Below are 17,629 nucleotides of genomic sequence, written 5' to 3' on the forward strand. Positions count from 1 at the left end.
AACCTTCGTGCAAGATCCGAGCGCTTTCGTCGGTCGTGTGGTCGCCGACAAGTACCGAGTCGAGGCGGTCATCGGAGTCGGCGGCATGGGCGTCGTGTACCGCGCAACGCACCTGGGCCACGGTCACAAGGTGGCGCTCAAGGTATTGCGCACCAGCGGCGTCGGCGAGGAGGAGGCGACGCGTCGCTTCTTGAGAGAGGCCCGCGCGACCTTCGCGCTCACGAGCCCGCACACGATTCGGCTCTACGACGTGGGCGAACTCCCGCCGCTCGGTCTGACGATGGTCATGGAGTTGCTCGAAGGAGCGTCGCTGCGCGACCTCCTCGAAGCCAAAGGCCCGATGGGCGAAGACGCGGCAGTCAACTACGCCGTCGAGGCGTGCCGCTCGCTCGCGGAGGCTCACGCGCGGGGCATCGTTCATCGCGACATCAAACCTGGGAACCTCTTCGTGGCGAACGTGGAAGGCAGGCGCACGCTGAAGGTCCTCGACTTCGGCCTCGCTCGCGCCTTCGGGGACTTGGAGTCCGGGCCCCTCACGGCTCCCGCAACGGCCCTCGGGACACCGCGATACATGGCGCCGGAGCAATGGCTCGGCTCGGACGTCGACGGGCGGGCGGACCTCTACGCGCTCGGCGTCGTCCTGCACCAGATGCTGACCGGACAGGTCCCGCTCGAGGACGTTCCGCTCCACGATCGGGTCGGTCGATTGCTGCTCGGCGTGCCGTCGCCACGAGACCTCCGACGCGATCTCTCCGAAGGCATCGCGCGCGTCCTGCTCCGCTGCTTGAGGCCCATCCCCGACGAGCGCTACCGGACCGCCCAAGAGTTCGAGGACGCACTCCTCGCTCGCGGCAGCCCGCCGTCGGCGAGGACGTTCAGCACCACGCGAGGGCGCGGCCCAGCAGTCGCTGGCCGAATCGCGGGCGGTCTCGTTACCGGAGCCGCGCCGGCCGACGACGAGGGTCCGCTCACGGCCAGGGAACCCGGTCGACGCGAGGCGCGGCCTGCGTTCTCCGAGCGGCCCGACTTCGACGTCAACGTCTACACGGGCGCTCGGATTCACCCGGGCCAAGATGTCGACGAGCCCTTCGCGGCGCCTTCCGCGGACGTCGACCTGGGAGACCGAGCGCCTTCGTCGGCGACCGACGTCGGGCTCGTGCGCGAGCGAGCGGCGACGCCTCGCCCCGCCCCACGTGCGGCGATCGAGCCCGCCGCGCCCGGGCGCGAGGTCGTGCTCACGAAGGTCCGGCCTGGCCTCAAGGCTCTTCCGGAGGCCACCGCTCCGGCGCCGCCGCCGCGCGCCTTCGTCTTCGTCTTCGTGGCCGTCGCGGCGGCGCTGCTCGCGGGCGTCGCATTGGCGATGCTCCTGTTCCGGTGAGGGGCAAGGGCGAGAGCGACGCGTCGAGTCTGCGCGAACTCCGTGTCCCTACGGGACGGCAGCAGCGCCGCCGACGAGGGCGAGCAACCGCTGCGCGACATATTTGCCCTCGAAGGGCTTTTCGACGCACTCGAGGCCGCTCGCGGCGACGTCGACGTTGCCCGTGTAGCCGGACATCAAGAGGACCGGAAGATCGGGAAACCGGCGCCGCGCCTCAAGGGCAAGATCGACCCCGGAGATCCCGGGCATAACCACATCGGTGAGGAGGCATCGCCGCCCCGGCGCGGCCTTCGCCAGCGCGTCGTAGGCGTCCGCGGGCTCGACGCAAACGGCCGTTGAGAATCCATAACGCTCGAGCAACCGCGCGGTGCTCTTCGCCACAACCGGCTCGTCATCGACGACCACCACCAGAACGCCGCGAGCTTCGAGCAGAGGCGCCGAAGGCGCCACGCTCGCACGTCCCGACGCCGGCGACTCGCCCTCGGCATGAACGGGAACGCCCTTTGCCAGCGCCGAGAGACGCTTCGAGAGGCTCGTGATGCGCTCGCTCGCCTGCAAGATGGTCTTCGCGTCGATGCGAGTGTCTTCGTCGGCGCTCGTGTCGGCGAGGCTCGACGCCAACGCCACCACGACGGCGAGCGCGTTGTTGATGTCGTGGCCGACACGGCCCACGGCGGCTAGCCGCAGCTTCGCCGCGTCTAGGTCCGCTCGAAGCGCCCCGAGCTCGATGGCGCTCGCCTCATCGCCGCTCGCGACGCCGGAAGTGGGCGGCGAGGTCGAGGCGCGCGCTTCACGTTTGTTGTCGGCTTCGGTCACTTCCCTAAGAAGTGCCACGACCGCAGCGGCAAGCGACACAAATATTGAGCGGTGCGGATTAAACCAAGTACGAGAGTGTGGTCGCGTCGCCGCGCCCGTCCTTCATAGACGTCACGCGATCGCTCCCGGCGGCGGCCGAGAGCGATCTACCCTGCGCGGATGCCCTCACTCACTGAATCACCGTCCTGGCGCGCGCTTGCACACCACCACGGGGCCTTGGGCGCCACCCACATGCGCGACCTTTTCGCGAAGGACGCCGCTCGTTTCGAGACCTTTTCGCTCCGCGTCGGGGAGCTCCTCATCGACTACTCAAAGAACAGGGTCACCGCGGAGACGATGGCCCTCTTGGTCGCGCTCGCCGAGGCCTCAGGGGTCGCGAGCGTTCGCGACGCGATGTTCGCCGGAGAGAAGATCAACGGAACGGAGGGACGCGCCGTCTTGCACGTGGCGCTGCGCAACGAGACGCGTCCGATGCTCGTCGACGGCCGAGACGTCATGCCTGAGGTGCGGGCGGCTCGCGAGAAGATGAAGTCCTTCGCCACGCGCATCGGCGACGGCACCTGGCGAGGTCACACCGGCAAGGCCATCGCGCACATCGTCAACATCGGCATCGGCGGCTCTGACCTCGGCCCCGTGATGGTGACGGAAGCGCTACGCCCCTACAAGCGCCCGCAGGTCGAGGCCCACTTCGTCTCGAATGTCGACGGCACGCACCTCGCGGAGACGCTCAAGCGCGTCGACGCGGAGACGACCCTGTTCATCGTCGCCTCGAAGACTTTCACGACGCAGGAGACGCTGATGAACGCGCGCTCGGCGCGGGCGTGGCTCGTCGAACGCCTCGGCGAAGGCGCCGTTCCGAAGCACTTCGTCGCCGTGTCGACGGCGGAAGTCGAGGTGAAGAGGTTCGGCATCGACCCCGAAAACATGTTCCCGTTTTGGGACTGGGTGGGCGGTCGCTACTCCTTGTGGTCGTCGATCGGCCTCGTCATCGCGTGCACGCTTGGCTTCGAGCACTTCGAAGCGTTGCTGAAGGGCGCGCACGAGATGGACGAGCACTTTCGGTCGGCGCCCCTCGATGCGAACGCGCCCGTGCTCCTGGCGCTCCTCGGAGTCTGGTACGCCAACTTCTTCGGCGCCGAGACCCACGCGCTCTTGCCCTACGATCAGTATCTCCACCGGTTCCCCGCCTACTTTCAGCAGGGCGACATGGAGAGCAACGGCAAGAGCGTCGATCGCGACGGGCGCCGCATCGACGACTACACCACGGGCCCCATCGTCTGGGGCGAGCCGGGCACGAACGGGCAGCACGCGTTCTACCAGCTCATTCACCAGGGGACGCGCCTCGTGCCGGCGGACTTCCTGGTTCCCCTCGCCTCGCACAACCCGCTCGGCGACCACCACCGCGTCTTGCTCGCCAACTGCTTCGCACAAAGCGAAGCGTTGATGCGAGGGAAGACGACCGACGAGGCTCGCAGCGAGCTCCAGCAGTCTGGGCTGTCAGCGGCCGACGTCGAGCGGCTCGCTCCGCACAAGACGTTCTCGGGAAACCGTCCTTCGAACACGATCGTGTTCCCCAAGCTCACGCCGCGCGTCCTCGGACAGCTGCTCGCCCTCTACGAGCACAAGATCTTCGTGCAGGGCATCGTCTGGGACATCTACTCGTTCGATCAGTGGGGCGTCGAGCTGGGCAAGCAACTCGCAAAGACCATCGACGCTGAGCTCGCCGGCGGTCCACCGGGAGCGCACGACGCCTCGACGGCGGCGCTCATCAAGCTCGCGCGAACGGCATGACGATTGGAGTGCCGTCGGCGAGCACGCGTGAGGGGTGCGCTTAGGTCACGATGGAGTCGGGGCTCGCGTCGCAATACGCGGAGATGCACTCGGACTGATCGTTGGTGAGCGCGGAGAAGACGAGCCCGATGCCCGGAGGCGTCCCGCGCGCCGGTGTACGAAAACGAACGACCACCCCCGACGTCTCCACCACGCCGTGGGGCATGTCGAAGCGCAACTTCACGGTCCGGCCCGACGGCACAAGGTGCGACGAGGCCACGAACAGACCCGACGTCGAGATGTCCTCTGTGGTCCCGAGAATCAAGGCGTCGCCGAGCTCGATGGCCACGGGCACCTCGAGGGCAACGCGCCTCGCGGCCCGCCGTTCCGCTCCCGCCTTCATGAGGCCTCCTCCACCCAGAAAACGGCTCGTATCCGGCTCCTCGTCCCAGCCGCTGACCGCGCCTCCGTCGAGCGGCGCCGGCGCGGGCTCCGCGCCTTGCTCGCCCTCCGTGACGACCCGGCGCGTGCCGGACCCCCGACTGGTCGGCGCCTCCGCTGCGGCTTCTGTATCGGCTGACCGGTTGCGTCCCATTTGCCTCTCATTGAGATACGTCTTCTGGCGCGACCACGCCTGTCAGGAAAATCCCTGACGCCTCATTTTGGACCCACAACAGCGTAGGATCGGACGACATGTCGAGGGCAACTTCCCGTCCGCCGCCTTCTGTCGGGAGCCGCCTGACCGAAGTCGAGGCGCTCCTCGACGTGGTCGTCGAAGGAACCACCGATGGCGTCTGGGTCATCACGCGCGGGGAGCGCGTCGCGCTCGCCAACGCCGCCGGCTCGGCGCTCCTCGGCAAGCAGCCGGAGGAGATGGCCAATCGGACCCTCGACGACGCGTTCCCGACGAGCATGGCGGCGACGCTGCGCGAGCGCATGCGCGCGGCCTTCGCTTCAGGGGTGCCGGTAGCCGGCGACGACGACCTCGTCTTGCACAGCGGTGAGGCGCGCGTTTGGCACACGCTCGTCGTGCCGTACCCCAACGGCGTCGAGCCGCGAGGCGCCGTCGCCATCGCCCGCGACATCACCGACCGACGTCGCGCCGAGGACACCCTCCGAAAGTACGCCGATGCCGTCGTCCGCGTCCGCGATCAGGAGCGACGGCAGCTCGCCCTCGAGCTCCACGACGAAGCAGGCCAGGCCCTCACGTCGATGTTGGTGCGCTTGCGGGCCATCGAACGCGATCCGCGCGTCGCCGCCGAAGGCGGCCTGGGGCAGCGGCTCGCCGACGTGGTGACCGTCGGCGAGCAGCTTCACGCGGACTTGAGGCGCATCTCGCGGGGCCTTCATCCCGCGGTCCTCGAAGACTTGGGCCTCGAGGCAGGCCTCGCGCGCGTCGCCGCCGAAGGCCGCCAGGCAGGCCTCGAGGTGGAAGTCGTGGTGCGAGGTGGCGGGCGGCCGACGCCGGCCATCGAGCTCGCCGCGTACCGCATCGTGCAGGAAGCCATGACCAACGTCGTTCGTCACGCAAAGGCCACGCGAGTGAAGCTTCGCGCCGATTGGAGCGACGACGTTCTCGTCTGCAGCGTGGAGGACGACGGCGACGGCTTCGACGCCGCGCGCGTCACCCCGGGGATGGGTCTCTTGGGGATCCGCGAACGCGTGCGCAACCTCGGCGGCGAGCTCATGCTCGTGAGCGGCCCGGCGGGGACGTCCCTCGAGGTGCGGGTGCCGCTCGGTCCGCTCGCAAAGGTGGTGAGCTCTTGAGCGACGCCATTCGAATCGTGCTCGTCGACGATCACGCGATCCTGCGCCAAGGGCTGCGCATGCTCATCGACGCCGAGAGCGACATGAGTGTCATCGGCGAAGCCGGTGACGGCACGACGGCCATCGACGTGGCCACCGAGCTTCAGCCAGACATCGTGATCCTCGACCTCTCGATGCCAGGAAAAAGCGGCCTTTTGGTCCTCCCCGACATCAAGAAGGCCGTGCCACGCGGGCGCGTCCTCGTGCTCACGATGCACGACGACGCGAGTCATCTGAAGGCCGTGCTCGCGGCAGGCGCTTCGGGCTTCGTCGTGAAGCAGGCGGCTCACGCGGAGCTCATCTCGTCGATCCGAGCGGTTCATACAGGTCGCAACGCCATCGGCGGCGTCGAATTCTCCGACGAAGCGTTCGAATCGTTCGTAGGCAAGGTTGGGCAAGGGCCCCTCGGCACCCTCAGCTCCCGCGAAGTCGAGGTGCTCGCCGAGATCGCGCGCGGTTACACGGCGAAGCAGATCGCCGAACACCTCGGCATCAGCCTCAAGACCGTCGACACCTACCGAACGCGCCTCACCGAGAAGCTCGGCGTGCGAGACCGCGCCGACATCGTGCGAATCGCGCTCGAACTCGACCTCATCTCCACCTGAACGATCACGCCACGAATCACGAATCAAGACAGACGGCATGCGCAACGTCCTCATCACCGGAGCGAACACCGGCATCGGCCTGGCGACCGCCGAAGCGCTCGCGGAGCGCGGCGACCGCATCTGGCTCGCGAATCGCTCCGCAGAGAAGACCCGCGCCGTCGTCCTGGAGCTGGCGCGGCGGTACCCCAAGGCGCGCATCGAAGGCCTCTCGCTCGACTTGGCCGACCTCGCGTCGGTGCGGGCCTGCGCGGCTCGTTTCGAAGCGGCGCACGAACCGCTCCACGTGCTCATCGCCAACGCCGGCCTCGCGGGGCAACGGGGCGCCACCAAACAAGGCTTCGAGCTCGCCTTTGGCACCAACCACCTCGGTCACTTTCTCCTGACGCAGGGGCTCTTACCGGCCCTCCTGCGCGCCAACGGCGCTCGCGTCGTGGTCGTGGCGAGCCGTGCGCACTACCGCGCCAAGAGCCTCGACCTGACGGCGCTTCGCCAGCCAACGGCGACCTACACAGGTATCGCCGAATACGGCGTCTCGAAGCTGGCCAACGTCTTGTTCGCCAAAGAGCTCGCACGCCGCTTCGAGGGCAAGGGCATCTCGACCTACGCGCTTCATCCTGGCGTCGTGCGGAGCGACATCTGGCGGCGCATTCCGTGGCCCATTCGCGCGCTCGCGACATGGCACATGATTACGAACGAAGAGGGCGCGAAGACTTCGCTCCATTGCGCGAACGAGCCGGGGCTGGACGGCAAGTCAGGTCTCTATTGGGACAAATGCGAGGAGAGGATGCCGAGCGAGCTCGCGCAGCGACGAGACCTTGCCGAGGAGCTCTGGACGCGAAGCGAGGAGTGGACGCGTGAGTGAGCGCGAGGGTGCGCCGTGAGGCGCCCATGAACGACCTCGACGCAGCGCTCCAGAGCCGCTTCGGCCTCGCGAGCTTTCGGCCTTGGCAGCGCGAGGCCATCGACGCGCTCCTCGGGAAACCGGGTCGCGTTCTCGTGGTGGCTCCGACGGGCGGCGGCAAGTCGCTCACGTATCAGCTCCCGGCGGCGCTCTTGCCCGGCGTGACGCTCGTGCTGTCGCCGCTCGTGGCGTTGATGGAAGACCAAGTGCGGGCGCTCACGGCCCGCGGCATCGAGGCGACGTACCTCGCCTCGACGCTCGACAACGCGGCGCGCGCCGAGCGCGAGCGGGACATCGTGAAGGGCCGCTTCAAGCTCGTCTACGTGGCGCCGGAGCGCCTCGGGAGCGCACGCTTCGTCGAGCTCCTCGGCCGGCTCACCATCGATCTCGTCGCCATCGACGAGGCCCACTGCATTTCCCAGTGGGGGCACGATTTTCGGCCCGACTACTTGCGCATCGGCGCGCTCCTCGAGACGTTGCGGCCTCCGCGCATTCTGGCGTGCACGGCGACGGCGACGCCGCTGGTGCGCACCGAGATCCGCCGGCAGTTGGGCCTCGACGCACCGCCATGCCACGAGGTGCTGCGCGGCTTCGCCCGGCCCAACCTGCACCTCGCGGCCCGCAGCGTCGAGGGGCCTCGCGAAGCGCGGGCGCTCCTGCGAGCCGAGCTCGCGCAGGCCATCGGGGCTCCGAACCGAACGCGCGGCGCCGCCATCGTCTACGCCGCGACGCGCAAGGGGACGGAAGACTACGCGAAGCTGCTCGGCGAGTGGGGCTACGACGCGGCGGCCTATCACGCGGGCCAGGCGGGCGAGCACCGCAGCCGTGTGGCCGACTCGTTCGCCGCCAAGAAGCTGCACGTCGTGGCTGCCACCAACGCCTTCGGCATGGGCATCGATCGCGCCGACATCCGGACCGTCGTTCACGTGCAGCCGCCAAGCTCCATCGAGGCCTATTACCAAGAGGTCGGTCGCGCTGGACGCGACGGCGACGAAGCGCGCGGACTCCTCTTGTGCTCCGGCGCCGACATCGCGCTTAGGCGGCGACTCGTCAACAGCGAGGGCGGGGTTCCAGCGGCGCCGGAGGCGGCTGCGCGCGCTTGGGGCTTGTTCCGCGAGCTGCTCCGCTACCTCGACGCGCGCTCCTGCCGTCATGACTTTGTCCTCCGCTATTTCGGCGACGAGCAGGAGTTGCTTGGCGGCTGCGGTCACTGCGACGTCTGCGTCGAGCTCGACGGCGAGGGCGAGGCGGCACCGACGTCAGGCGATTTGGAGGCCACGACGGTGGTGGTCCAGAAGGCGCTCTCGGCGGTGGCTCGAGCCAACCGGCGCGGAGGCATCGGCGCCATCGTAGAAATGTTGCGCGGCGTCGAGTCGGAGAAGACGAGAAAGTTTGGCTTCACCACGCTCTCCACTTTTGGCCTGCTGAAGGACAAGTCGGAACCTTGGGTCGTGGCGCTCTTGCGTTCATTGCTTGCAGCCGGTTGGGTCGACTTGACGCCGACGGAGCATCCCGTCCCCATCGTGACGCACACGGGCGCGCAGATCATGAAGCGCGAGCTCCCGGCGCGCATTGTGTTGCCGAAGGACACGGCGGCGAGCGGCGGCGGCGGCAGGCGCACGACCGGTGGCCGCGTGAGTCGCGAGAAGCCGACCTTGAACCCCGAACACAGCGAGCTCTTTGAACGGCTCCGCGTTCACCGCGCGGCGGTGGCGCGAGAGCGCGGCGTTCCGGCGTACGTCGTCGCCCTGGACCGCACGCTCGTCGAAATGGCCGCGGCCAAGCCGCGCACACGCGAAGACCTGCTCCTCCTTCACGGCATGGGACCGGCGCGGGCAGACCAATACGGAGAGGGGTTTCTGCGAGTGGTCGCCGCCACGGCCTAAGATCCAACGAAAGCGCCGAATAGCGTCGCCGCTCTGGGCGTTGCCCCATCCATGCCGCCCGCCGAGCTTGCCCTCTCCGCCGACGCCTCGGAATCGAACCAACCTTGGCGCGCTCCGTCGCCCCACCGGGGCCTTCGCGACGCGCAGGTGCTCGCGCTTTGCATCGCCGCTGGCATCGCGGGCGAAGCGCTCTTCTACCGCGCCGCGCTCGGCATCAACTTCGTCCTGTTCATGGCGCTCGCGGCATCGCTCCTTGCGCTCGCGTCGCTCGGCGCCTCACCGGCGACGCGCCTCGTTGCGGCGGGGCTCCCTGTGCTCTCCGCGCTACCGCTCGTGCTCTACGGCAGCACGTGGGCTCGCACCTTCGGCGTTCCGGCGGCGCTCGTGGCCCTCGCGCTGGTGCCGGGACTGGCGCGCCACGGCGTCCGGCTCGACGCGTTCGATGCCGGTTTCGAGCGAACCCAGCGCTGGCTCGGCAACGTGGTACCGGCCCTCGCGCGTGCGCTTCGCGCCGCCCTTGGCCTCGTGGGCGGCGGCCGCTTGCGAACGGCGCTACTCGGTCTCGCTGTCGGCGTACCGAGCGCGCTCGTCTTCGTGGTCCTCTTCTCCTTCGATCCGTCGTTCGCGAACGCCGTCGGGCGCGTGACCTCGGGCTCGGGCCACGTCACCGCCTTCGCGCTGCCGGCAACGCTCCTCACGCTCGCGCTCGTCACGCTCACGTTTTCCGCAAGCGGCGCGGCGTTGGAGCCCTCCCGGGCACGGCCCCTCGGACCCTACCGGGGCGCCCCGGCGGAGGACTCGGGAGCCATTGACCGGGGTCGCGAAGAGACCAAGGCGCTGCTCTCGCCGTTCGCTTGGGCCTTCGCGCTCGCGCAAGTCTCCACGGTGTTTCTCCTTTACGTAGCGCTCCACGCCAGGGAGCTCTTCGCGGGGCATGCGCACGTTCGCCACACGTCGGGGGTCACGTACGCGGGGCAGGTTCACGCAGGTTTTGCCTCGCTCCTCGTCGCCACGGCGCTCAGCGTCGGCCTCATCCTCACGGGCCATCGACTCTTCCGGGCGCGTCGCGATCGGATCTCGGCGGGCGAAGGCCGGGCTCTGCGCGCGGCCGAGCTTCTCCTTCTGGCCCTCGCCGTTCCGACGCTCGCCTCCTGCGGACAGAAGCTCATGCTCTACGTGGACGCGTACGGAGCCACCTACCAGCGGCTCGCCGTGGGGCTCATCGTGCTCTTCATCTTCCCGCTCCTCGCGCTCACGGCGGCCCGTTCGCTCTCGCCAGCGTGGCCGCGCTTCTTCGCCGCCGTCTCGCTCACGGCGTTCTGCGCCTTGACCCTCGCCGGATTCGTCGATGCCGACGCGCACATCGCGCGCGTCAATGTCGAGCGCGCGCTCCAGGGCAAGCCCTTCGATGCCCAGTACGTAGGCCGCCTCGGGAGCGGCGCGCTCGTGGGCTTCCGCCAAGCGCGACCGAAAGACGCGGTGGAATCGGCTCGCTTCCTCGACATCGTGGGCCCGCTCCTCGGCCGCTGGGAGGGCGTGTCGGCTGGCGGGAGGGGCTTCCACCGGGGAACGACCTGCGAGGCCGAGCTGGGTTCCCTGTGCCAAGAAGCGAAAAAATTTCAGCCGCCCACGGAGGAATGGGGCGCCGACGAGTCACTGGAGCCGAACCGCCGCTAGAACGCGTAGCCTCGCGCCCGGCGTTCGTCCCGCGTTGGGCGCCGCCACCGGTGCCTTGTTCGTGTATGGTCGAGAGAGCCGAAGCCCACGGCATCCCCAGCGATCGGAGCACTCATGAGGCGGCTTCTCGTCGCCCTCGACGCCTCGCCTCGCACGGCCGCCGTGCGCGACGCCGCGTGCCAGCTCGCCGCCAACATCGGAGCCTCGCTCGTGCTGTTTCGGAGCCTCGGGCTGCCGACGCACATCGATGAGCAAGCCGTCACGCATCCAACGGAGAGCCTGCCCGACTCGATGAAGCACGAAGCCGAGGCCGACCTCGCTCGTCACCAGGCAGCCTGTCCGCCGGGCATGGTCGAGCGCACGGTGGTGCAATTCGGGGTCGCTTGGGAAGCCATCTGCTCGGCGGCGAAGGCCTTCGACGTGGACCTTATCGTCATCGGTGCGCACGGCTACGGCGGCATTGACCGCCTCCTCGGCACCACCGCCGGCAAAGTCGTCAACCACACCGATCGCTCGGTGTTGGTGGTGCGCTCCAAGCCCTAGGACGCTCGCGCGGCACGCGCGCGTCCACGGTCGTCCTACTCGCCTTCGGGACCGTCAAGTTCGGCGACCCAGAAGGCCCAGACGTCGTCGTCGGAGCCGGCGCCTCGCGCCTTCGCGGCGGAGACCGGCGACCGCGTCTTCTCCGCCTCTTCGGCGATACGGTTCGCGAGGGCAACGACGTCCGCCAGCGTTCGATGCCGCCGGTAGCGAGCTAGCGGCTCATGATGAGAGACCACCGCGTCGTAGAGGACCCCGGGGAGCCCCCACAGATCGAGCAACGCGCCGCCGACCTCGGCGTGCGAAAGGCCCCAGCGCATGCGCTCGACGCAGCTCTCCGACGCATCCAGGCGCCGCGCCGTCTCCGCCACCGAGAGGAGCGCGTCGCAATCCTCGCGCGCGAGAACGAGCTTGCCAACGTCGTGGAGCAAGCCGGCTGTGTAGGCGTCGGCTCGTTCGCTTGGAGGCACCATCTCGCTGGCGAGCTCGGCCACGCTGAGCGAGTGGGCGTTTAGCTGCTCGACGAGCGAGCGCACCTGCGGCGAGAGACCGAGCGCGGCGCGTTCGACCTCGTAGCGCAGCACCATGCCGCGGAGGAGCGTCTGCCCGAGGCAAGCGACGGCCCGCGCGATGTCAGTCGTCGGCTTCCTTAGGCCGAAATAGGCCGAGTTGACGACCTTGAGGATCTGCGCGCCGAGCGCCGGATCGCGCGCGATAACTTTGGCCGGCCCGCGCAGATCGGCCTTGGTCTCGTCTAGAGCGCGGCACAGGTCCGCATAGAGGGCGGGCGGAGTCGGCAGGTGCTCGATACGCCCAATCGCCAACCTCGGATCGCTCGCTTCGACGTGCGAAAGGCGGCGCGCGGCCTCCACGGCGGCCTCCAGGAACCCGACCTTCTGGGACTTCGAGACCATCTGGTGCGCGACGTCGGAGAAGCGAGCCGCGTCGTCGAGGTCGTCGGCCCCCGTCATGATGACCCGGCCGGTCCGCGGAGCGAACTCGCGCACGCGCTCCAGCAGCGCCTTGCCGTCGGTCCCGGGCATCGTCATGTCACTCACGACGACGTCGAAACTGCCGCGCGCAAGCTCCATGGTGGCCTCGTCGGCACCCGACGCGAACACCATGTCCCAAGGCGCGCGCTGCGCCATGAGGCGCGCCTCAAGGGAAGCCAGAAACATTTCGTCGTCGTCGACGAACAGTACGCGGAGCATGGCCACTCAAGAGAACGGCCACTCGGCGCTCTCCTTTAGGGACCGCTACTCCTTGGACTTCGCTTGCTTGCCCGCAACGCCGTACTCGTGGAGACGGTATTGAATGGTGCGCACGCTGATGTCGAGGATCTCCGCCGCCTTTGCCGTGGAGCCTTCGCACGCATCAAGGGTCGTCAGAATGGCGTGCTTCTCGAGCTCCGCCATCGTCGAACCAGGGATGCGAATGGGGCCTTGAAGCGTCGGCGACGAGTCGACGGGCAACACGTCGACATCCACTTGCTCCGTCTCCGTGAGCACGACAGCGCGCTCGATGGCGTTCTCGAGTTCGCGGACGTTGCCGGGCCAGCGATAGCCCAAAATGGCGGTTCGCGCTGCCGCGGAGAAGCCGTCGATGCGCCGGTGATTCTCCGAGGCGAAGCGACGGAGGAAGTGATTCGCTAGCACCATCACGTCGCTGCCGCGGACGCGCAAGGGCGGCACCTCGACGTTGACGACGTTGAGCCGGTAGTAGAGATCTTCGCGAAAGCGACCGTCGCGAACGTCCTGCGCGAGGTTGCGATTGGTGGCGGCGAGGAGTCGAACGTCGACCGATACCGTGTCGTTGCCGCCGACACGCTCGAAGGCCCGCTCCTGGAGCACGCGCAGGAGCTTCACCTGCGTAAGCATCGGCACTTCGCCGATCTCGTCCAGAAACAGCGTCCCGCCGGAGGCCTGCTCGAAGCGGCCAGCGCGTCGCCGGTCGGCGCCGGTGAAGGCGCCCTTTTCGTGGCCGAAGAGTTCACTCTCGAGCAGCGACTCCGCGAGGGCAGCGCAGTGCACGCTCACGAAGGGCCCCTTCTCGCGCGGGCTGAGCTCATGAAGCGCACGCGCCAACTCGCCCTTCCCGGTTCCGCTCTCGCCGGTGATGAGAACCGTCGCGCGCGACGGCGCCACCTGCCGCGCGACGCGATACACCTTCTGCATGGCGGGGCTCGCGCCGATGAGACCGCGGAGCCCTTCCCCCTCTCGCTCGCGGAACTGGCGCCGCAGGTTGTCGGCCTCGATGCGCAGGTCGCGACGCTCCAAGCTCCGCTCGATGGAAAGAACGAGCGCGTCGATGTCGACGGGCTTGGTCACGTAGTCGTCGGCGCCGGCCCGCATGGCCGCCACAGCGGTGGACACGTCGCCAAAGGCCGTCGCCACGATGGTGGGCAGCGCGGCGTAGGCATCGCGCAGCCGCTTGGTCAGCTCCAAGCCGTCCATGCCTGTCATCTTGAGGTCGGTGATCACGAGATCGGGCGGCTGCTCGGTCACGAGCCGCTCGGCGGATTCGCCGTCGGCGGCGAGCTCCACGGCGTAACCTTCCTGCACGAGGAGGCGCTCGAGACCTGAGCGGGCGCTCGGTTCATCGTCGACGACGAGGATCTTGGCTTTCATGGAGGCGGGACGATAACAAGGGCAGCCCGGCCGCGAAACGGGCACCTTGCAAGGAACGCCGAGCTGAGCGCTAGGTCCCTGGGCTCAGCGGGACGGTAAACCGGAAAATCGTCTGGCCAGGGCGGGTTTCCACGCTCATGACGCCACCGTGGTCGGTCACGATGCGGTGACTGATCGACACGCCCAAGCCGGTGCCTTGGGCCTTGGTCGAATAGAAGGCGTCGAAGATCGGTGCGTCGGGGCTCTGGAGGCCGGGTCCGTCGTCTTCGACTTCGAAGAGCACGGCGCGGGGCTTAAGGCGCGCCCGCAAGACGACCTTGCCACCACTCGAAGACTGCACCGCCTCGATGGCGTTGTGCAGAAGGTTGAGCAGCACTTGCTCAAGCTTGCCCGCGTCGGCTTGGATCGCGAGCTCCGTCACGGGCAGGTCGAGGGAGACCTCAGCCTCGGCCGCGGCGGCCTTGGCGGACACGAGGTAAAGAACGCGGTTGGCGAGCGCGTTGACGTCCACCGGCCGAAGGGCGAGAGGCCGGGGACGGGCGAAGTCCAAGAACTCGTTGACGAGAAGAGCTAGCCGCTTGATCTCGTCGCCCACGACCCCCACGGCTTCGAGCTCGTCAGGCATGTCGCCGCGCTTTCGGAGCGCCCTTTCGAGGAACGTCACGTGGAGCTGCGCGCCGTTCAGGGGGTTGCGAATCTCGTGCGCCAGGCCGGCCGCGAGCGTGCCTACGGCGGCGAGCTTCTGGTCTTTCTGGAGCCGCGCCGCCTGCAAACGCTCTTCCGTCACGTCGGAGCCGATGGCGAAGAGCACGACCTCGTCCTCCTCGGAGGGCGCGCGGGCCAGCTGCCACCGAATGTCGCGCAGCTTGCCGGCGCGGTTGCGAACGACGCCGTCGGCGGCGGTCCCCGATGGGCGCTTGCCGGAAGCGACCTCCGCCGCGGCCTCCGTGACGAGCCCCTCGGTGTCCAGCGAATCGGCGAAGACCGTCCCGAGGAGATCGTGCCGCGTGCGGCCGGTGACGTTCTCGGCCTCCCGGTTGACGAAGCGTATGCGCTGCGCGGTGTCGAGGCCCACGACGAGCACGTTGGCGACCTCGACGGCGTTGACGTAGCGGTGCTCCATCCGAAGGAGCGCGTCGTAGGTCGCCCGGCGCTGCTGTTCGAGGCGCGCCCTGAGGTCGGTGTTGTAGGACTCGAGCATTCCCGCGAGCTCGAGGTCGAGGAGCTTGTGGAGCGAATGCATCGACGCTTGCCGCTCCGCGAGGGCAACGTCGTCCAAGAGCGTCGCCAGCTCGGTTCGCACGAACGCCATGGCGGCGAGCATGTACCGCTGCGGTAGCTCGATCACGGCGTGCACGCGACCGATACGAAGCGTTCGTTCGAAGAAGGCTTCGTCGTGAGGCCCCAAGAAGACGCGGTCGAGCCACGTGATGAGCGAGCGCTGGAGGCGCGCGATCTGCGCCTCGTCGGCGAAGACCGCGTGCGCCTGCTCGTGAGCGCGCGTCCGATCATAGAAGGCGCGGACGATGCGCTCGAACTGCGGCGCGACGTGAGGGCGCAGGTCACGAATGCGCGCCGTATCGGCGGCGTCGAAGACGACGTAACGTTTGAGCTCCGCGAAGAGGGTCTCGGCGCTCGTGTCCGTCATCGCGGCATCACCGGATCGGGGTGAGCGGCGCCGAAGTCGTCGAGCCGGCTCCCCAGAAGCTGAGGCCCGCAGGAGCTGCGGGAATCGCGATGGGCGCCGTGGTCACCTTCGTCCCTTGAAACCGAACTTCGAAGAGCTGCCCACCGTCGGTGAAGCCGTAGGCGCTTCCGCCCCAGAACGTGAGGCCGAACACGTCTGTGTAGCCGAGCGAGCCAAAGTTCTGCTTGATGGCGCCCGTTTTTGGATCGATCTCGACGAGGCAGTCGTTGCAGCCGTTGCCGTTGTTCTTCACGGTCACGTAGGTGCCGCCGCCTTTGACGGAGACGATGTCGCCGCTCGATTCGAAGACGGTGCCGAGCGAGCCGATGGAGACCTTGGCGCCCGTCGATGTGTCGATCTTGTAGTAGATCGAGTCGACGAAGCCGACGAGCGTCTCGCGCGAAGGGTCGACGGTGCCGGCCGGCACGAAGGACAGCGAGTTCGGGTATTTTTGCCCCGCCTTTAAGAGCGTGCACTTCGCCGTGGTGCGATCGATGAGGTAGAGCGACGTGTCGCCGGCGCCGTACATGTTCGACTTCTCGTCGAGCGCGATGTCGAGGATCTTCTCGTTGCATCCGTCGAAGTCGCCGACCACGGACACGGCCTTCGACTCGGGGTTCAGTCGATACAGCGTCGTGTCGCTGTGGCCGAAGACCTCGCCGCCGCCCGATGGCGCGCCGCCCTCTTGCGCCAGGATGACGACCGCCGCATCGGCGGGGGCGGAGCCAGCGTCGGCGACCGTGTAGGAGCGGGCGTCGGACGAGCAGCCGGCTTGCGAGAAGCCCGCCGCCGCTGTGAGGAGCGTTAAGGTCGCGATACGGCCGCCCATGGTCGAGGGCAGAGTAGCTAGGCGACCCGGCTTTGCAAGGCGCGGTGCCAACAGGCGCCCGCCGACGGACCGTCCTGCTACTTGGGACCGGAAACGGGCGCGGACGTCGTGGAGCCAGCGCCCCAGAAGCTCAGATCGGCGGGCGCCTTCGGCAGCGGGATGGACTTCGTCGTGACCTTGCTCGCCGTCAGGTCAACCTCGAAGAGGTTGCCGCTCTTGTCGAATCCGTACGCGTTGCCGGCCCAGTAGGCGAGGCCGAACACGTCGGCGTGCCCCAGGCTTCCGAGCTTCTTCTTGAGGGCGCCGGTCGCCGGGTCGACCTCAACAATGCAATCGTCGCAGCTGTTGCCTTTGACCGTTAGGTAAGTCCCGCCGCCCTTAACCGAAACGATGTCGCCGCTTGACGTGTAGCCCTGTCCGAGCGAACCGATGATGGAGCGCTTGCCGGTCTGCGGGTCAATGCGGACGTAGTCGTCCTTGTCGTATCCCACGAGCGCTTCGGCGTTCGCGTCGACGGTGCCTTTGGGCACGAAGGACAGCGAGTTGGGGTAGTCGCCGTCGGCGATTTTGGTGCACTTCGCCGTGTCTGGGTCGACCCGAAAGAGGGCCTGCGCGGTGGATGCGAAGAGGTTGGAGTCTTCGTCGAGGGCGATGTCGATGACGCCGCCGGTGGTGCCGCAGCTCTTGAAGTCACCGACGCGGGTCACGGCCTTGGTGATCGGGTCGAGTCGATAGAGCTCCGTGCCACTGTGGCCGTAGACCTCGCTCTTGGGCTCTTTCGTGACGACGCCGCCGTCGTTGCTACCGATGCCAGAGGGCGTCCCCGTGGTGCCCGGGCCCACCGGCGCCTGGGAGCTGCTGGGGGCCGGCGACGCGGTCACGTCACGGCCCTCTGCGCTGCAGCCAAGGCAGAGCGCGCCAAGGACGACGACGGAAGGAACAACGGGCACGCTGAAGGTTCGTTTCATCGAGGTCCTGCCAAGAAAAACAGCCAAAAAACAGAGAGAAGAACCACGCTCCGCAGGCAGCGGGGCAGGTCTAGCACGCGCCACGACGCACGCCGCGACGATTGCGTGACGGGGACCTCCGCGAGGCAAAATAGTTGCG

Annotated in this window: 15 protein-coding genes; 8 read left to right on the forward strand and 7 right to left on the reverse strand. The window is 68.1% G+C overall.

What is annotated here, in order from left to right; translation table 11 throughout:
* Positions 1 to 7 precede the first annotated feature (7 nt).
* Positions 8 to 1,378, forward strand: coding sequence for a protein kinase (locus IPG50_16130; GenBank protein ID MBK6693716.1), 1,371 nt, complete (start codon positions 8 to 10; stop codon positions 1,376 to 1,378).
* A gap of 48 nt (positions 1,379 to 1,426) precedes the next feature.
* Here the strand turns inward: IPG50_16130 and IPG50_16135 are convergent, their stop codons facing one another.
* Positions 1,427 to 2,212, reverse strand: coding sequence for a response regulator (locus IPG50_16135; protein ID MBK6693717.1), 786 nt, complete (start codon positions 2,210 to 2,212; stop codon positions 1,427 to 1,429).
* 141 nt (positions 2,213 to 2,353) lie between these two features.
* Here IPG50_16135 and pgi point away from each other — a divergent pair, with 141 nt between their 5' ends.
* Positions 2,354 to 3,985, forward strand: a complete 1,632-nt coding sequence (pgi, locus tag IPG50_16140) for a glucose-6-phosphate isomerase (GenBank protein ID MBK6693718.1) — start codon at positions 2,354 to 2,356, stop codon at positions 3,983 to 3,985.
* A 40-nt stretch (positions 3,986 to 4,025) separates the two neighbouring features.
* Here pgi and IPG50_16145 read toward each other — a convergent pair whose 3' ends face one another.
* Positions 4,026 to 4,367, reverse strand: coding sequence for a PilZ domain-containing protein (locus IPG50_16145; GenBank protein MBK6693719.1), 342 nt, complete (start codon positions 4,365 to 4,367; stop codon positions 4,026 to 4,028).
* Positions 4,368 to 4,657: 290 nt separating this feature from the next.
* On the opposite strand from IPG50_16145, the gene IPG50_16150 reads away from it, so the two are divergent.
* The 6 genes from IPG50_16150 to IPG50_16175 all read left to right on the forward strand — a co-directional run bounded on the left by IPG50_16150 (position 4,658) and on the right by IPG50_16175 (position 11,382).
* Positions 4,658 to 5,731: a PAS domain-containing protein gene (locus IPG50_16150; GenBank protein ID MBK6693720.1), complete on the forward strand. Its 1,074-nt coding sequence runs from the start codon at positions 4,658 to 4,660 to the stop codon at positions 5,729 to 5,731.
* Between the two features lie 59 nt (positions 5,732 to 5,790).
* A complete protein-coding gene (locus IPG50_16155) occupies positions 5,791 to 6,375 on the forward strand; it encodes a response regulator transcription factor (protein MBK6693721.1) in 585 nt (194 codons plus the stop codon).
* Positions 6,376 to 6,412: 37 nt separating this feature from the next.
* A complete protein-coding gene (locus IPG50_16160) occupies positions 6,413 to 7,237 on the forward strand; it encodes an SDR family oxidoreductase (GenBank protein MBK6693722.1) in 825 nt (274 codons plus the stop codon).
* A 26-nt stretch (positions 7,238 to 7,263) separates the two neighbouring features.
* Positions 7,264 to 9,162, forward strand: coding sequence for an ATP-dependent DNA helicase RecQ (locus tag IPG50_16165; GenBank protein ID MBK6693723.1), 1,899 nt, complete (start codon positions 7,264 to 7,266; stop codon positions 9,160 to 9,162).
* Between the two features lie 51 nt (positions 9,163 to 9,213).
* Positions 9,214 to 10,839: a DUF4173 domain-containing protein gene (locus tag IPG50_16170; protein ID MBK6693724.1), complete on the forward strand. Its 1,626-nt coding sequence runs from the start codon at positions 9,214 to 9,216 to the stop codon at positions 10,837 to 10,839.
* A gap of 114 nt (positions 10,840 to 10,953) precedes the next feature.
* On the forward strand, positions 10,954 to 11,382 hold the full coding sequence (locus IPG50_16175; protein MBK6693725.1) for a universal stress protein: 429 nt from the start codon (positions 10,954 to 10,956) through the stop codon (positions 11,380 to 11,382).
* Positions 11,383 to 11,417: 35 nt separating this feature from the next.
* On the opposite strand, the gene IPG50_16180 is transcribed toward IPG50_16175, so the two are convergent.
* The 5 genes from IPG50_16180 to IPG50_16200 form a co-directional block, all read right to left on the reverse strand.
* Positions 11,418 to 12,590 (reverse strand): HDOD domain-containing protein, encoded by a 1,173-nt coding sequence (locus tag IPG50_16180; GenBank protein ID MBK6693726.1) that lies wholly within the window; start codon positions 12,588 to 12,590, stop codon positions 11,418 to 11,420.
* A gap of 45 nt (positions 12,591 to 12,635) precedes the next feature.
* On the reverse strand, positions 12,636 to 14,006 hold the full coding sequence (locus IPG50_16185; GenBank protein ID MBK6693727.1) for a sigma-54-dependent Fis family transcriptional regulator: 1,371 nt from the start codon (positions 14,004 to 14,006) through the stop codon (positions 12,636 to 12,638).
* 70 nt (positions 14,007 to 14,076) lie between these two features.
* Positions 14,077 to 15,654, reverse strand: coding sequence for a PAS domain S-box protein (locus IPG50_16190; protein ID MBK6693728.1), 1,578 nt, complete (start codon positions 15,652 to 15,654; stop codon positions 14,077 to 14,079).
* 7 nt (positions 15,655 to 15,661) lie between these two features.
* Positions 15,662 to 16,522, reverse strand: a complete 861-nt coding sequence (locus tag IPG50_16195; GenBank protein ID MBK6693729.1) for a hypothetical protein — start codon at positions 16,520 to 16,522, stop codon at positions 15,662 to 15,664.
* 77 nt (positions 16,523 to 16,599) lie between these two features.
* Positions 16,600 to 17,490 (reverse strand): hypothetical protein, encoded by an 891-nt coding sequence (locus IPG50_16200; protein MBK6693730.1) that lies wholly within the window; start codon positions 17,488 to 17,490, stop codon positions 16,600 to 16,602.
* Between the last annotated feature and the right edge of the window lie 139 nt (positions 17,491 to 17,629).

It is taken from the genome of Myxococcales bacterium (assembly GCA_016703425.1).
Classification (GTDB): Bacteria; Myxococcota_A; Polyangia; order Polyangiales; family Polyangiaceae; genus JADJCA01.

Bases quoted from the DNA above. Each gene is read 5' to 3' on its own strand.
- IPG50_16175 (MBK6693725.1), top strand. From the start codon at position 10,954: ATGAGGCGGCTTCTCGTCGCCCTCGACGCCTCGCCTCGCACGGCCGCC.
- pgi (MBK6693718.1), top strand. From the start codon at position 2,354: ATGCCCTCACTCACTGAATCACCGTCCTGGCGCGCGCTTGCACACCAC.
- IPG50_16180 (MBK6693726.1), bottom strand. From the start codon at position 12,590: ATGCTCCGCGTACTGTTCGTCGACGACGACGAAATGTTTCTGGCTTCC.
- IPG50_16195 (MBK6693729.1), bottom strand. From the start codon at position 16,522: ATGGGCGGCCGTATCGCGACCTTAACGCTCCTCACAGCGGCGGCGGGC.
- IPG50_16190 (MBK6693728.1), bottom strand. From the start codon at position 15,654: ATGACGGACACGAGCGCCGAGACCCTCTTCGCGGAGCTCAAACGTTAC.
- IPG50_16150 (MBK6693720.1), top strand. From the start codon at position 4,658: ATGTCGAGGGCAACTTCCCGTCCGCCGCCTTCTGTCGGGAGCCGCCTG.
- IPG50_16170 (MBK6693724.1), top strand. From the start codon at position 9,214: ATGCCGCCCGCCGAGCTTGCCCTCTCCGCCGACGCCTCGGAATCGAAC.
- IPG50_16185 (MBK6693727.1), bottom strand. From the start codon at position 14,006: ATGAAAGCCAAGATCCTCGTCGTCGACGATGAACCGAGCGCCCGCTCA.
- IPG50_16165 (MBK6693723.1), top strand. From the start codon at position 7,264: ATGAACGACCTCGACGCAGCGCTCCAGAGCCGCTTCGGCCTCGCGAGC.
- IPG50_16160 (MBK6693722.1), top strand. From the start codon at position 6,413: ATGCGCAACGTCCTCATCACCGGAGCGAACACCGGCATCGGCCTGGCG.
- IPG50_16200 (MBK6693730.1), bottom strand. From the start codon at position 17,490: ATGAAACGAACCTTCAGCGTGCCCGTTGTTCCTTCCGTCGTCGTCCTT.
- IPG50_16155 (MBK6693721.1), top strand. From the start codon at position 5,791: ATGCTCATCGACGCCGAGAGCGACATGAGTGTCATCGGCGAAGCCGGT.
- IPG50_16145 (MBK6693719.1), bottom strand. From the start codon at position 4,367: ATGAAGGCGGGAGCGGAACGGCGGGCCGCGAGGCGCGTTGCCCTCGAG.